Source organism: Actinoplanes sp. OR16, from assembly GCF_004001265.1.
Classification (GTDB): Bacteria; Actinomycetota; Actinomycetes; order Mycobacteriales; family Micromonosporaceae; genus Actinoplanes.
In genome coordinates this window covers 444,181-458,680 of record NZ_AP019371.1, presented here as the reverse complement: position 1 = coordinate 458,680, position 14,500 = coordinate 444,181, and the positions used below count along the sequence as shown (strand labels likewise).

The window sequence follows — 14,500 nt, the reverse complement described above, 5'->3', positions numbered from 1 at the left end:
CACCGAGCACGCTCTGGGCCCGGATGAAGGCCGATCCTCAGTACGCGCCCGAGCACCTCGCCCTGGAGGCGGTGCGGCGGCTCGGTCCGGAGGCGGAGCGCTGGCTGGCCCGGATGCGGGTGGAACGCCCCGGCGCGGGCCCCGACGAACTGGCCGCCCTCGCCGTGAAGAGGTTCACCAACCAGGCCCGCCTGTCCGGCGCGGTGTCCGGTGCGGCGGGGCTGCCCGGCGCGGTGGTCGACGTCGGCGTGCTGTCCTGGACGCAGGCGCGGATGGTGCTGCACGTGGCGGCCGCCTACGGCTACGACCCGACCGGCGCGGAACGGGCCACCGAGCTGCTGATCCTGCAGCGGGTGCACAAGTACGCCGAGACGGCTCGGACGGCGCTGGGTGTCGCGGCCGGTCGCGAGCATGCGAGCCGGATCTTCACCGGTGCTTCGGGGGCGCCGATGGCGCGGGTCCTGGTCACCCTGGGCGTCCGGCTCGCGCAGATGGCGGGCGTCCGCGCGGCCAAGCGGGTGGTCGTCAAGATCATTCCGCTTGGCGGCATGGTCCTCGGGACCTGGGCGAACTCGGTGGCGACGAAGGACCTGGCCCGCCGGACCCGTGAGCACTACCGCAGCCGCTAAGCAATCGTGGCGGAAACCCGAATCTTCCTGACGTGCTGGGAAACCGCGGGAAGTCCGCTCTGCTGCTGTCCGCCGTCGCGCTGCCGCTGCTGGTCGCCGGCTGCTCGTCCGCCGCCACGGACACGCCGCCCGCCGACAACAGCGGCGCCGAATGGCTCAACGTCGACGCCGGGCAGGCCACCCCGTCGGCGGTGACCAGGTACGGCACCGCGTCGCCCACGCCGGAGCTCACGCTGCCGACCCTCCCGCCCACCACCTCGCCGACCGCGACCGCGAGCCCGACCTGCACGCCGGCACCCCGCGGCGCCGGCGTGATCAACGGCTTGGACGTGGTGCCCGGCCGTACCAGCGCGGTGGTGACCTTCTACAACCCGGGCGGCGCCGACATCGTCGACTACAAGCTGACGGCCGCGAACCAGGACCTGCGGGTGGGGGAGCAGGAGGACGTCGGCTGGACCACCGTCACGCCGAACGGCTGCGGTGACCTGAGCGCCAGCGTGACCGGCCTGACGCCGGGCACCCACTACGTCTTCTCGGTGGACGTGCGGCGCAAGCACGTGACCTCCCAGGAGGGCACCTACACGACGACGGTGGCGCGTTCGGAAGTGGTGAGCACCACGTCCTGAGCCGATCGGCGCGTCAGTCTCTAAGCTTCCCGGAATGGAAGCCATCGTCGACGTGGTCGTGCTAGTAGCGATCTCCGTGGTCGGCGCCGCGCTCGCCCGCCGCCTCGGTTTCGTGGCGCCGCTGGTGCTGCTCGTCGCCGGTCTCGCCCTCTCCTATGTCCCGGGCTTCCCGGAGGCGCATCTGGAGCCGGAGCTGGTCCTCATCGGGATCCTCCCGCCGCTGCTCTACGTGGCCGCGCTGCAGACCTCGGTGCCGGCGTTCCGCCATGCGCTGCGGCCGATCCTGCTGCTCGCGGTCGGCCTCGTGGTGTTCACCGCGATGGTGATCGGATATCTGGTGCACATGGTGGTGCCGGAGGTGCCGCTGGCCGCCTGTGTGGCGCTCGGCGCGATCGTGGCCCCGCCGGACGCGGTCTCCGCCACGGCGATCGCCCGGCGGGTCGGCCTGCCCCGGCGCGTCGTCACGATCCTCGAGGGCGAGAGCCTGCTCAACGACGCGACGGCGCTGGTCATGGTGCGGGTCGCGGGTGGCGCGCTGGCCGGTGCCGCGGTCGGGTTCGTCGAGATCGCCGCCGAGGTCGCGCTGAAGGCCGGCGGTGGCCTGGCGATCGGGTTCCTCGCCGCGATCGCCGCCGCCTGGCTGCACCGCAAGATCAAGGACCCGCTGCTGGAGGACGCCGTCGCGCTGCTCACCCCCTTCGTCGTGGTGATCGTCGCCGAGAAGATCCATGCGTCCAGCGTCGTGGCCGTGGTGGTCACCGGCCTCTACCTGGGCCACCGGATGCCGTACCTGCTGTCCCCGACGTCCCGGCTCCAGATGGACGCCGTCTGGCGCCTGGTGAACTTCCTGCTCGAAGGTGTGGTCTTCCTGCTGGTCGGCCTCCAGTTGCGGGGCGTGGTGGGCAGCATCGAGACGGACATGCGGACCACCCTGCAGGTCACCGCCGTGGTCTTCGTCGCGCTCGTGCTGATCCGGTTCGTCTGGATGTACCCGGCCACCTACCTGGCCCGGCTGGTCCCGCGGATCCGGAACCGGGAGGAGCGGCCGAGGATCGCCGTGCCGACGGTGATCGCCTGGGCCGGCATGCGCGGCGTGGTGACGCTTGCGGCCGCGCAGACGCTGCCCGAGCCCGGCGTGAACGGGGTGCCGGAGTACCCCCGTGAGCTCTTCATCTTCGTGGCCTTCGCGATCATCGTGCTGACCCTGCTGGTGCAGGGCGCCACCCTGCCGGTGCTGGCCCGGGTGCTGAAGGTCCGGGAGGACAACAGCGCCCAGGACGCGCTCTCCGAGGCGGGGGTGCAGCACACCGCGAGCCGGGCCGCGCTGGAGGCGCTCGACGCGCACGCGAACGGCGCGCCGCCGGCCGTGGTGGAGCGGCTGCGCGGTCTCATGGAGAGCCGGTCGAACAACGCGTGGGAACGTCTGGGGAGTCAGAATCAGGAAACGCCGTCGGCGGCGTACGGTCGTCTCCGCCGCGAGATGATCAAAGCCGAGCGGCACGTCTTCAAGATCGCCCGGAACGAGGGCAGGATCCCCGAAGAGGTGCTCGTCCGCGCCCAGCGCGAGCTCGACCTGGAAGAGTCCCAGTTGCAACGGAGTGAGCATTGACCTGTGAGCACCTGAAGGAAGCCGGAAACCCGGCGCCGGTCGCACCCTACGAGGGCGGATGCCCGGAGTGCGTGCACGACGGGCTCCACGACTGGGTGCACCTGCGGGTCTGCCTGACCTGCGGGTACGTCGGCTGCTGCGACTCCTCCCCGCGGCGGCACATGTCAGCGCACCACCAGGAGCAGGATCACCCGGTGATGCGGTCCTACGAGCCGGGCGAGACCTGGCGCTGGTGCTACGTGGACCAGCAGCTGGGTTAGAGCGCCGCGAGCAGCTTCTCCGCCTCCCGGGAGACCTGGGAGGCGTCGCAGGCCCGCGCCCGCTCGTAGACCGCGACCGTCTGCCCGGCGATCGACGGCCAGTTGAAGTCGTCGACCACGCGCAGGCGGGCGCGCAACGCCAGCGAGCGGGCGTGGTCCCGGTCGGCGAGCACCGAGCCGACGGCGGTGGCGAGCGCCTCCGGGTCGCCGGGCGGGAACGTCACCCCGGTCAGCCCGTCGTCGACGATCTCGGCGAGGCCGCCGGTGTGCGCCACCGCGACGGGCGTCCCGGCGGCCGCGGCCTCCAGCGCCACCATGCCGAACGGCTCGTAGATGCTCGGCACCACGTAACAGTCCGAGGCGCCCATCAGCGCGGTCAGCTCATGGCCGCCGAGGAACCCCGCGAAGGTCACCCCGGGCGGGGCGTTCTCTTCGAGATCCTTCCGGTACGGGCCATCGCCCGCGACGACGACGCGGAGCGATGGGAACCGTTCCCGCAGCAACGGGACGGCCGCCAGCAGGTTCTGGACACCCTTCTCGTAGACGAGCCGCCCGGCGAAGCTGATCAGCGGTCCGTCGCCGGCGTACCGCGCCCGGGCCGCCTCGACCGCCCGGGGCCGGGCACGCCAGCGCAGCGCGTCGACGCCGTTGAAGACCACGTCGGAACGGTCCGCGGGCACGTCGAAGAGGCGGGTGACCTCGCGTTTCATGTACTCCGAGCAGACGATCACCCGGACCGCCGCGTCGCAGAGCCAGCGTTCGATGCCGTCGATCGCCCGGTTGGACTGGCCGGGCAGCCAGCCCTGGTGCCGGCCGGACTCGGTGGCGTGGATGGTGGCGATCAGCGGGACGTCGAGGTGGTCGCGGAGGGTCACCGCGGCGTGGGCGACCAGCCAGTCGTGGGCGTGCACCACGTCGTACCGGCCGGTGCGGCAGGCACGCAGAGCGGCCCGGGTGAGGGTGTGGTTGAACGTCAGGGCCCAGTTCAGCATGTCCGCGCCGGGGGCCGGGTCGTCCGGCGCGCGGATCACCCGTACCCCCTCGGTGTACTCCTCGGCCAGCGCGCCCGGCACGTGCCGGGTCACCACCGTCACCTCGTGCCCGGCCGCGGCCAGGGTGGTGGCGAGCGCGTGCACGTGCCGGCCCAGCCCGCCGACCAGCAGCGGCGGGTACTCCCACGACAGCATCAGGATGTTCATTCCAGTCCTCCCCTTAGGCGCAGCATCTCGGCGACCGGCTTCGCGGCGAACGGGCAGCCGCCGGCCCGATGTGGCGGTTCGCCGTCCGCCCGCTCGCTCACCGATCCGACGCCGTACTCGGCGAGGTGCGCCTCCAGGCCGGTGAGCAGGCCCTCGACCGGGCGGCCGGTGGCACGGCACGCGTCGGCGTACGGCCCGATCAGCCACGGCAGCACCGCGCCGTCCTGGTCGCCGTCGCCGCGGTAGCCGTACTCGTTCGCGGCGAGCGTGCGCAGTCCCAGCGGAGTGAGCAGGGCCGATCCGATCGCGCCGACCGCCCCGCCGTCCTGGCCGCGCATCGGCCCGTGCGGCAGCGACCAGGCGAGCAGCTGGCCGGGCCGCAGCGACGGGTCGTTCGTGTGCGCTCCGGCGCCGAGCGGGTAGGTCGCCGCCGGGCCCTCGACGACGTCGTGCAGCCAGCCCTCCGGCGCCGGGAAGGCGGCCAGGAAGGAGGTGCGGGCGCGGGCGTGCCGGGCGCGCGGCTCGCCGTCGTCGTACCCGCCCTCGCTGAGCAGGTCGCCCATCGCGGCGAGCGCGTTCACCCAGAGGGCGTTGACGTCGACGGGCTTGCCGGCCGCGGTCCGCAGCAGCCCGTCGCCGGGGTCCACCGCCAGCGGGCCCGGCCCGGTCAGGCGCTGCCGCATCAGGCGGGCGAGCGGCGCGGCCAGTTCGGCGGCGAGGTCGCTGTCCCCGGTACGGGTGACGTGCCGATCCACCGCGTGCACCAGCCACAGCGGGGCGTCCGGCGGACCCGGGGTTCCGGCCGCCGCGCGGGTGCGGGCGATCAGCAGCTCCCGCCCCTCCTCGGGTCGCCCGGTGTCGAGGAAGAGCCCCTCGTAGGCGGTCATCGTGGTGGACAGGTCGCTGCCCCGCCACGGGTAGCCGGCGATGACGTCCGGACCGGTGGCGGCCCGGATCACGAACTTGTCGGCGGCGAGGGCGAGGCTTTCGCCGTACCCCTCCGCCTTGGCGGCGGTGACCAATCGATGAGCGCGCTCGCGCTCCGCGGCCAGGACCACCGGCGGAGGTGGCGGCTCCTCGGCGAGATCGCCCGCCCACGCCGAGATCCGCAGGGACTCGCCCGGCGCGACCTGCCGGTAGAACGTCCCGGCCAGCCAGAGATCCTCGACGGCGCCGTCCTCGCGGGTACGCACGCCGTAGTGCCAGACGCCGGAGGGCTGCCAGCCCGGTCCGGCCAGCCGGTACGCACCGGCCACGATCGCGCCCCCGGCCGCCGCCGTCATGGTCGGGGCGGGACCTCCGGCGTGCCGGGAGGCGTGCGCGTCCCGCCAGGTGCACATCGCGGCGGCGGCCAGGGTGACCGGCGCCGGCGCCGAGACCACCCGGTCCACCACCGCGAGCGACGGATGCCCGTGCCGCAGCGCCAGCTCCCGCTCGATCACCACGTCGCCGATCCGCCACCGCCAGCGCGGCAGCCCCCGGTCCAGGACGAAGCTCTCCAGATGACGGTGGCCGGCCGGGGCGATCGCGCCGGACTCCCACTCGTGGGTGCCGAGCGTCACCTTCGCGCCCGACGGCAGGGTGACGGTGAGGTCGAGCGAGACGAGGGCGGCCCGCCGCGTGCCCTGATCATCAACGGTCAGCAGCGTGTGTTGACGGCGGGTACGCAGACCGCTCACCGTCCCGCTCGCGTACCCACCGAGACCGTCGGTGAGCAGCCATTCCCGCCCTGCGCCGGCATCCGTGGAGAGCGTGCCGCAGACCTGCGGCCCGAAAGTGAAGTGATCATTCTGCGGCACATCGCCACAATGCTCGATTTTGAACCGGGCAAACCCCCGGACGGGCAGATATCACCTGGGATCCGGACAGTCGGGCCGACGACGGGGCGCGAGGGAAGAGAGAATTGCGGCGGACACGGTCGGCGGCAGGATTAGCCCACCCGGTTGGTGGGCATGACAGCCCGGCGCCGGTCGCGATGACGGTAGCCGCGAGGGGTAGGAGCACCGATATGCAGGTTTGGCCTGGTCACCGGTATCCGCTGGGAGCCACGTACGACGGGACGGGCACGAACTTCGCGATCTTCTCCGAGGTGGCCGAGGCGGTCGAGCTCTGCCTCTTCGACGCCTCGGGCAACGAGCGCAAGGTCCAGCTGCACGAACAGGACGCGTTCGTCTGGCACGCGTACCTCCCGGGCGTCGAGCCGGGCCAGCGGTACGGCTATCGGGTGTACGGGCCGTACGAACCGCATCGGGGACTGCGCTGCAATCCGCACAAGCTGCTGCTCGACCCGTACGCGCGGGCCGTCGACTCGGACATCGAGTGGCACCCGTCGATGTACGCGTACGACTTCGCGAACCCGGACCAGATGTCGGATCTGGACTCGGCGGCGTACATGCCCAAGGGCGTCGTGGTGAACCCCTACTTCGACTGGGGCAACGACCGCCGGCCGGACATCCCGTACCACCACTCGGTGATCTACGAGACGCACGTGAAGGGCCTGACCCAGCGGCACCCGGAGATCCCGCGGGACATGCGGGGCACCTACTCGGCGATAGGGCATCCGGCGATCATCGAGCACCTCAAGGGTCTCGGCGTGACGGCGGTCGAGCTGATGCCGGTGCACCAGTTCGTCCACGACAACCGCCTCGACGACCTGGGGCTGCGTAACTACTGGGGTTACAACACCCTGAGCTTCTTCGCGCCGTACCACGGGTACTCCTCGACCGGCACGCTCGGCCAGCAGACGCAGGAGTTCCGCGGCATGGTCAAGGCGCTGCACGCGGCCGGCATGGAAGTCATCCTGGACGTCGTCTACAACCACACGGCCGAGGGCAACCACCTCGGCCCGACGCTGTCGCTGAAGGGCATCGACAACCGGACGTACTACCGGCTCGTCGACGACCAGCCGCAGTTCTACATGGACTACACCGGCACCGGGAACAGCCTCAACGTCCGCAGCCCGCAGAGCCTGCAACTGATCATGGACTCGCTGCGCTACTGGGTGACCGAGATGCACGTCGACGGCTTCCGCTTCGACCTCGCCTCGACGCTGGCCCGCGAGTTCTACGACGTGGACCGGCTCTCCACCTTCTTCGAGGTGGTGCAGCAGGACCCGATCGTCGGCCAGGTGAAGCTGATCGCCGAGCCGTGGGACGTCGGCCCGGGCGGCTACCAGGTCGGCAACTTCCCGCCGAACTGGACCGAGTGGAACGGCAAGTACCGGGACACCGTGCGCGACTTCTGGCGCGGCGAGCCGGCCACCCTCGCCGAGTTCGCCTCCCGGATCACCGGGTCGGCCGACCTCTACCAGGACGACGGCCGCAAGCCCTTCCACTCGATCAACTTCGTGACCGCGCACGACGGGTTCACCCTCAACGACCTGGTCAGCTACAACGACAAGCACAACGAGGCGAACGGCGAGGAGAACCGGGACGGCGAGAGCCACAACCGCTCCTGGAACTGCGGCATCGAGGGCCCCACCGACGACGCCAAGGTGCTGCAGCTGCGGGCCCGCCAGCGGCGCAACTTCCTGGCCACGCTGATGCTCAGCCAGGGCGTGCCGATGATCTCGCATGGCGACGAGCTGGGCCGGACCCAGCAGGGCAACAACAACGCGTACTGCCAGGACGACGAGATCAGCTGGATCGACTGGGACAACGCCGACGAGCAGCTGCTCGAGTTCTCCCGCAAGCTGACCGCGTTCCGCCACCGGCACCAGGTCTTTCAGCGCCGCCGGTTCTTCACCGGACTGCCGGTGACCGCGCGCGGCGGCGGCGACCCGCTGCCCGACCTGGAGTGGTTCACCCCGGACGGCCGGCCGATGGCCGGCGACGACTGGGGCAACGACTTCGGCCGGGCTGTCGCGCTCTTCGTCAACGGCGAGGGCATCCGCGAGCGCGGCCAGTACGGTCAGCGGCACGTGGACAGCTCGTTCCTGCTCTTCTTCAACGCGCACGACGCGCCGCTCGAATTCACCACGCCTCCCACCGAGTACGGGGAGAAGTGGGAGAAGGTCATCGAGACCGCCGAACCCGACCCCGATCATCCGTCCGTCGTCGAGGCCGGACATTCGATCTGGGTCCCGGATCGATCCCTCATCGTGCTCGACAGGACGGTGTAATGAACCCGAGCAGCACCTACCGAGTCCAGGTCCGTCCCGACTTCCCTCTCTCCTCGGCAGCCGAACTCGCGGACTACCTCGCCGACCTGGGAGTGAGCCACTTCTACGCGGCGCCGCTGCTCACGTCGGCGCCCGGTTCCGAACACGGCTACGACGTGGTGGACCACTCGCAGGTCAACCCGGCGCTCGGTGGCGCCGAAGGGCTGCTCACGTTGCATCGCGCTCTCCAGGAAGCCGGTCTGGGCCTGGTCGCCGACATCGTCCCGAACCACGCGGGTGTGGCAGTCCCGTCGGCGAACCCGACGTGGTGGGACGTGCTGCGCCGAGGCCAGAAATCCGACTTCTCGCATTTCTACGACATCGACTGGTCCCGTGGCCGGCTGATGATCCCGGTCCTGGCCGACAGCGACACGGCGCTCGATGATCTCCGCATCGAAGACGGCGAGCTCCGCTACTTCGATCATCGCTTCCCGATCGCCGACGGCACCGGTGAGGGAACCCCGCGCGAGGTCCACGACCGGCAGCACTACGAGCTGGTCAACTGGACCCGCGGCGACTCCGAGCTGAACTACCGCCGCTTCTTCGCGATCGTCGAGCTGGCCGCCCTGCGGGTGGAGGACCCCGAGGTCTTCGAGGCCACCCACGCCGAGATCCTCCGGTGGTACCGCGAAGGCCTGATCCAGGGCATCCGGGTCGACCACCCGGACGGCCTGCGCGACCCGGCCGGCTACTTCGCCCGGCTGCGCGAGGCCGCGCCGGACGCCTGGCTGGTGGTCGAGAAGATCCTCGAACCGGGGGAGAAGCTGCCGGACTGGCCGGTCGCCGGCACCACCGGCTACGACGCGATGGCCGAGGTCAACGGCGTCTTCGTGGACCCCGGGACCGAGGCGTTCTTCGACACCCTCGACCACCATCTCACCGGGACGACGACGTCCTGGCAGGACCTGGTGCACCAGACCAAGCTCGCGGTCGCCACCACGCTGCTCGCCACCGAGCTGTCCCGGCTGTCCCGGCTGGTGCCCGAGGTGGAGAACGCCGAGCGGGCCCTCGCCGAACTGGCCGCCTGCTTCCCGGTCTACCGCTCGTACCTGCCGGCCGGTTCCCGCCACCTGGCGCAGGCCCGGTCCGAGGCCGGCCGCCGCAGCCCGCAGATGATCGGGACGCTGGACCGGCTCACCGCGCGGCTGCGGGTCCCCGGCGACGAGCTGGCGATCCGGTTCCAGCAGTTCACCGGCGCGGTCATGGCGAAGGGCGTGGAGGACACCGCGTTCTACCGCTGGACCCGGTTCGCGGCCCGCAACGAGGTCGGGAACGACCCGGCGAAGTTCGGCGTCACCCCTGACGAGTTCCACGACGCCGCCGAGCAGCGCCAGCTCGAATGGCCGGACTCGATGACCTCGCTGGCCACCCATGACACGAAGCGCAGCGAGGACGTGCGGGCCCGGCTCGCCGTCCTCTCCGAGGTGCCCGGTGACTGGACCGAGGTGGTGCGCCGGTGGGTCCGGGTCGCTCCGCTCCCGGATCCGGCGCTGGCCCATCTGATCTGGCAGGTCGCGGTGGGTGCGTGGCCGATCTCGCGAGAGCGACTGCAGGCGTACGCCCTGAAGGCCGCGCGCGAATCGGGCGCCTCCACGACATGGCAGCGCCCGGACGAGGCGTTCGAGGCCGCGCTGCGCGAGATGGTCGACAAGATCTACGACGATCCGGCGCTGCACCGGGAGGTCAGCGACTTCGCGGCGTCGATCGCGCCGCCCGGCTGGTCCAACTCGCTCGGGCAGAAGGTGGTTCAGCTCACCATGCCCGGCGTGCCCGACGTCTACCAGGGCACCGAGCTCTGGGACTACTCGCTGGTCGACCCGGACAACCGGCGGCCCGTCGACTTCGGCGTGCGCCGCGAGCTGCTCGGCCGCATCGACGACGGCGAGCTGCCGCCGGTGGACGAGACCGGCGCCGCGAAACTGCTGGTGACGAGCCGGATCCTGCGTCTGCGGCGGCAGCGCCCGGAGCTGTTCACCGGCTACCGCCCGGTCTTCGCGGACGGCCGGGTCGGCGAGCACGTGCTGGCCTTCGACAGGGGTGGCGTGGTGGCGGTGGCGACCCGCCTGCCGGTCGGATTGTCACGCCACGGCGGCTGGCACGACACGACGCTTTCACTCGACGGACACAGTTGGACGGAAGTGTTCACGAATACCAGTTACGGTGGCAATCGCCTGGCGGTCGCCGAGCTTCTGCACACCTATCCCGTCGCGCTCCTGGTGAAAGAATGACTGTCTTCGAAGTCTGGGCTCCCGAGAAGAACGTCCGGCTGGTCGTCGACGGCCAGGAGCACGAGATGGAGGCGGCCGACGGCGGCTGGTGGCGGCTCGAGCTGCCGGCCGGCACCGACTACGGCTTCCTCCTCCCCGATCAGGACAAGCCGCTGCCCGACCCTCGGTCGCCGTGGCAGCCGGACGGCGTGCACGGCCTGAGCCGGGTCTACGACCACGACGCCTTCACCTGGACCGATCAGGCGTGGACCGGCCGGCAGCTGCCCGGCTCGGTCCTCTACGAGCTGCACATCGGCACGTTCACGCCGGAGGGCACCTTCGACGCGGCCATCGAGAAGCTGGACCACCTCGTCGACCTCGGTGTCGACCTGGTCGAGCTGCTGCCGGTGAACGCGTTCAACGGCACCTACAACTGGGGCTACGACGGTGTCTGCTGGTACGCGCCGCACGAGGCCTACGGCGGCCCGGACGGTCTGAAGCGGTTCGTCGACGCGGCGCACGCGAAGGGTCTCGGCGTGGTGCTCGACGTGGTCTACAACCACTTCGGGCCGAGCGGGGCGTACGCGCCGATGTTCGCCCCGTACCTGTCGGCCGGCAGCAACACCTGGGGCAGCTCGCTCAACTTGGACGGCCCCGACTCGGACACCGTGCGGCGCTACATCGCGGACAGCGTGCTGATGTGGCTGCGTGACTACCACGTGGACGGGCTGCGGCTGGACGCCGTGCACGCGCTGCACGACGAGGGCGCGGTCCACCTGCTGGAGATGCTGGCCGCCGAGGTCGAGTCGCTCTCCGCGCACGTGCGCCGGCCGCTCACCCTGATCGCCGAGTCCGACCTGAACGACGCCAAGCTGATCACCCCGCGCGAGGGCGGCGGCTACGGCCTGCACGCCCAGTGGGACGACGACGTGCACCACGCCCTGCACGCCCTGCTCACCGGGGAACGGCAGGGCTACTACGGGGACTTCGGGTCACTGGACTGCCTGCGTACCGTGCTGGAAGGGGCCTTCTTCCACGCCGGCACCTGGTCCAGCTTCCGAGGTCGCCGGCATGGCCGCCCGGTCGACCGGCAGCGCACCGCCGGGCACCGATTCGTCGCGTTCCTGCAGAACCACGACCAGATCGGCAACCGCGCGATCGGCGACCGGCTCACCGCGATCCTCTCGCCGGGCCTGCTCAAGGTCGGCGCGACGCTGCTGCTCACCTCCCCGTTCACGCCGATGCTCTTCATGGGCGAGGAGTGGGCGGCGAGCAGCCCCTGGCAGTTCTTCACCAGCCACCCGGAGCCGGAGCTGGCGGCCGCGGTGCAGACCGGCCGGCGCCGTGAGTTCGCCCGGCACGGCTGGGCCGAGGCGGACGTGCCGGACCCGCAGGACCCGGCCACCTTCGAGCGCTCCAAGCTGGACTGGTCGGAGCCGGGCAAGCCCGGGCACGCCGAGATCCTGGAGCTCTACAAGAAGCTGATCGCGGTGCGCCGCAGCGTGCCCGACCTGACCGACCCGTGGCTGCACGACGTCGAGGTCTGGCACGGCGACCAGCACGTGGTGATCCGCCGCGGGTCCTACGTCGTGGCCGCGAACCTGGCCGGCGTCGAGCAGACCGTCAGCGTCCGCTCGCCGGCCCGCTCGGTGTTGCTCGCCACCGAACCCGGCGTGGTCGTCCAGCGGGACCGCCTCGTGCTCCCCGCGGAGAGCGCGGTCGTGGTCGCGGTTCGCTAGACACCGTCGCCCGGGCCGTCCGAAGCCTTGCGCCGCGCCCGCTCCGGATGTGCCCACATCGCCGAGCGGGCGTGATCTGCCTGTGCCTAGCTCCGCCCGGACCTCTTCCCGTTACGCGAGGACGGCGGTTTCGGGCGGTTCTTGTTCTGCCACACGGCGTAGAGCGCGCTTCCTGCCCCGGCGGCGGTCATCAGCGCCTCGGGGGACTGGCCGAGGAGTGCGAGGACGGTGACTACGGTGAGGGCGAGCCCGAAGGCGATCAGATCCAGCAAGTTTGTCTCACTCATTGTCTCGGGTTCGATGGGCGAGGTCTATGCTTGCTCATGCCCGGCCCTCAACGCAAGTGATGCGAGACAATGAGCGAGACAAAGGAGCGCGGCGTGGCCAAGGCACCGGGACGCCAGCGCGGCGCCGTGGGTGGGAGCCAGGAGGTGAAACGCCTGGCTGAGCTGCTCCAGCACTGTGTCCGGAAAGCGGGGCTGTCGGTTCGCGCCCTGCACGGGCTGTTGAGAGCCGACCAGTTCGCGCCACCGAGGGGTGTCCCGAGTCACGCGGTGCTGCAGCGACGCCTCAACGGCGAGAACCTCGCCACCGACACCGACCTGATCAAAGCCATCATCGACGTCACCACGCCGGAATCGGAACGCGGGCCGCTCCTCGAACTCGCCGAGGAGTTCCAGCGTGATGCCAGGCTCGGGGCGACCACCGTCGACACGCAGCACGACGAGATCACCCGGCTGGCGCACGAGTTGGCGGATGCCCGGAAGCAGCTCGCCCAGGTCGAGGAAGAGCTGGCGGAGGAGCGGCGGTGGCGCGAAGATCTCGAAAGGCGGCTGGGCGCGGATTCGGCAAGCCCGATCCAGGAGGCCGAGCTGCATCGGCTGCGCGAGGTCCTGCACCACGCCGAGCAGGAGCGGGACGCGCTCCGGATCGAGGTGGAACGGTCTCGCGTCCGCCTGCCGACGAGCGCCGGCACCCCGGACCTCCGGATCACGACGCGGCCGTCCGGTGAGCCGGCGACCGGCCCCGGCGGCGATCCGGCGCTCGACGTCCTGGAGGAGCAGTTGCGGGGCCTGGACCCCGATGGCGCGCTGCTCGCCGCGGTCATCCGCCGCGCGCTGGATCACCAGTACGACGGCCCGCACACCGGCCGCTATGCCTGGGAACAGCTGACCAAGTGGGAGAAGGCGGCCGTCGGCGCCAAGGTCGAGGTCGAGTTCCAGCGTGCTTACGACCTCGCCGACGGCGGGGATGCCGACTTCGCTCTCGCCGGCGTCGAATTCGACCTCAAGTACTCGACCCGCGATCGCGGCTGGGTGATCGATCAATGGCGGCTGGAGGTCCCGCAACTCCTGATCACCGGTAATGATCACCAGTCCGTGATGTCGGCCGGCCTGCTCCGGCCTCATCCCGGCCTCCTCAACCGGGTCGGCCGGGACGGCCGGGCCACGCTCTCCACCGAAGGCCTCAAAGCGGTGCGCTGGCTGCACCGGGAGGTGCCGCTGCCGGAGAACACGCTGGCGCACCTGACCCCCGACATCCGCGAGCGGGTTCTCTCCCACCGGTCGGGTCAGCAGCGGGTCGTGGAGCTCTTCCGCCTGGTACAGGACCGTCCCATCAGCACCGTCACGGTGCAGACCGTGGCCCTGCAGCAGGATGCGATGAAGCGTGTCCGGGACGCTTCTCGGCAACTCGACGGTGAAGGGGTGCGCATCCTTTCGGGGAATCGTCTCGGTGATCAGCGGATCGCCGCCGACCTCGGCCTGCCCGCCCTGCGGCCCGGTTCCTTCATGAGCATTCGAGCGGAGTCCGCCGGTCAGGAAGTGGCGAGGTGACCCGTACGGGAGGAAGAAGCTGTGGTGTGCGGGCCGCGACCGGCGCGATCAAGCTGTACCGGCGGATCTCGCCGCGTCTGCCGGCCCGCTGCCGGTTCACGCCGACCTGCAGCGCCTACGCGCTGGAGGCGATCGAGCGGCACGGCCTGCGGACCGGCCTGGGTCTCACCGTCCGCAGGCTGGCACGCTGCGTCCCGTGGGTACCGTCAGGTACCTCGGACCCCGTTCCGTGACATC

The 14,500-nt window shown here is 71.1% G+C and carries 12 protein-coding genes; 9 read left to right on the top strand and 3 right to left on the bottom strand.

All coding sequences use genetic code 11. The features are described 5' to 3' along the window. Window positions 1-23: 23 nt before the first annotated feature. Genes EP757_RS02090 through EP757_RS02075 form a run of 4 tightly spaced genes read left to right on the top strand, consistent with a single transcriptional unit; the run spans window position 24 to window position 3,124 of the window. Window positions 24-629 carry an EcsC family protein gene (locus EP757_RS02090; protein WP_127554039.1) on the top strand — a complete coding sequence of 202 codons (606 nt, stop codon included), beginning with the start codon at window positions 24-26 and terminating at the stop codon, window positions 627-629. A 32-nt stretch (window positions 630-661) separates the two neighbouring features. Continuing rightward, window positions 662-1,255, top strand: a complete 594-nt coding sequence (locus tag EP757_RS02085; RefSeq protein WP_127542521.1) for a fibronectin type III domain-containing protein — start codon at window positions 662-664, stop codon at window positions 1,253-1,255. Window positions 1,256-1,289: 34 nt separating this feature from the next. Continuing rightward, entirely contained in the window at window positions 1,290-2,864 is a 1,575-nt protein-coding gene (locus tag EP757_RS02080; protein ID WP_127542520.1) for a Na+/H+ antiporter, read from the top strand. Further along, a complete protein-coding gene (locus EP757_RS02075) occupies window positions 2,861-3,124 on the top strand; it encodes a UBP-type zinc finger domain-containing protein (RefSeq protein WP_127542519.1) in 264 nt (87 codons plus the stop codon). The genes EP757_RS02080 and EP757_RS02075 overlap by 4 nt, the downstream gene beginning before the upstream one ends. On the opposite strand, the gene EP757_RS02070 is transcribed toward EP757_RS02075, so the two are convergent. Continuing rightward, window positions 3,121-4,323, bottom strand: coding sequence for a glycosyltransferase family 4 protein (locus tag EP757_RS02070; RefSeq protein WP_127542518.1), 1,203 nt, complete (start codon window positions 4,321-4,323; stop codon window positions 3,121-3,123). The genes EP757_RS02075 and EP757_RS02070 overlap by 4 nt on opposite strands. Further along, on the bottom strand, window positions 4,320-6,122 hold the full coding sequence (locus EP757_RS02065) for a glycogen debranching enzyme N-terminal domain-containing protein (RefSeq protein ID WP_127542517.1): 1,803 nt from the start codon (window positions 6,120-6,122) through the stop codon (window positions 4,320-4,322). The genes EP757_RS02070 and EP757_RS02065 overlap by 4 nt, the downstream gene beginning before the upstream one ends. A 209-nt stretch (window positions 6,123-6,331) precedes the next feature. On the opposite strand from EP757_RS02065, the gene glgX reads away from it, so the two are divergent. Genes glgX through treZ form a run of 3 tightly spaced genes read left to right on the top strand, consistent with a single transcriptional unit; the run spans window position 6,332 to window position 12,428 of the window. Then, window positions 6,332-8,443, top strand: coding sequence for a glycogen debranching protein GlgX (glgX, locus tag EP757_RS02060; RefSeq protein WP_127542516.1), 2,112 nt, complete (start codon window positions 6,332-6,334; stop codon window positions 8,441-8,443). Then, complete coding sequence (gene treY, locus EP757_RS02055; RefSeq protein ID WP_127542515.1) at window positions 8,443-10,710, top strand: malto-oligosyltrehalose synthase; 2,268 nt, start codon at window positions 8,443-8,445, stop codon at window positions 10,708-10,710. The genes glgX and treY overlap by 1 nt, the downstream gene beginning before the upstream one ends. Then, entirely contained in the window at window positions 10,707-12,428 is a 1,722-nt protein-coding gene (gene treZ / locus EP757_RS02050) for a malto-oligosyltrehalose trehalohydrolase (protein ID WP_127542514.1), read from the top strand. Before treY ends, treZ begins: the two co-directional genes overlap by 4 nt. 86 nt (window positions 12,429-12,514) lie before the next feature. On the opposite strand, the gene EP757_RS02045 is transcribed toward treZ, so the two are convergent. Next, window positions 12,515-12,715, bottom strand: coding sequence for a hypothetical protein (locus tag EP757_RS02045; protein ID WP_160165753.1), 201 nt, complete (start codon window positions 12,713-12,715; stop codon window positions 12,515-12,517). Window positions 12,716-12,808: 93 nt separating this feature from the next. Between EP757_RS02045 and EP757_RS02040 the strand changes: the two genes are divergently transcribed. After that, window positions 12,809-14,263, top strand: coding sequence for a NaeI family type II restriction endonuclease (locus EP757_RS02040; protein WP_160165752.1), 1,455 nt, complete (start codon window positions 12,809-12,811; stop codon window positions 14,261-14,263). After that, a complete protein-coding gene (gene yidD, locus EP757_RS02035) occupies window positions 14,260-14,496 on the top strand; it encodes a membrane protein insertion efficiency factor YidD (protein WP_127542511.1) in 237 nt (78 codons plus the stop codon). Before EP757_RS02040 ends, yidD begins: the two co-directional genes overlap by 4 nt. Window positions 14,497-14,500 lie beyond the last annotated feature (4 nt).

Bases quoted from the DNA above. Each gene is read 5' to 3' on its own strand.
- EP757_RS02045 (WP_160165753.1), bottom strand. From the start codon at position 12,715: ATGAGTGAGACAAACTTGCTGGATCTGATCGCCTTCGGGCTCGCCCTC.
- glgX (WP_127542516.1), top strand. From the start codon at position 6,332: ATGCAGGTTTGGCCTGGTCACCGGTATCCGCTGGGAGCCACGTACGAC.
- EP757_RS02090 (WP_127554039.1), top strand. From the start codon at position 24: ATGAAGGCCGATCCTCAGTACGCGCCCGAGCACCTCGCCCTGGAGGCG.
- EP757_RS02070 (WP_127542518.1), bottom strand. From the start codon at position 4,323: ATGAACATCCTGATGCTGTCGTGGGAGTACCCGCCGCTGCTGGTCGGC.
- EP757_RS02080 (WP_127542520.1), top strand. From the start codon at position 1,290: ATGGAAGCCATCGTCGACGTGGTCGTGCTAGTAGCGATCTCCGTGGTC.
- treZ (WP_127542514.1), top strand. From the start codon at position 10,707: ATGACTGTCTTCGAAGTCTGGGCTCCCGAGAAGAACGTCCGGCTGGTC.
- treY (WP_127542515.1), top strand. From the start codon at position 8,443: ATGAACCCGAGCAGCACCTACCGAGTCCAGGTCCGTCCCGACTTCCCT.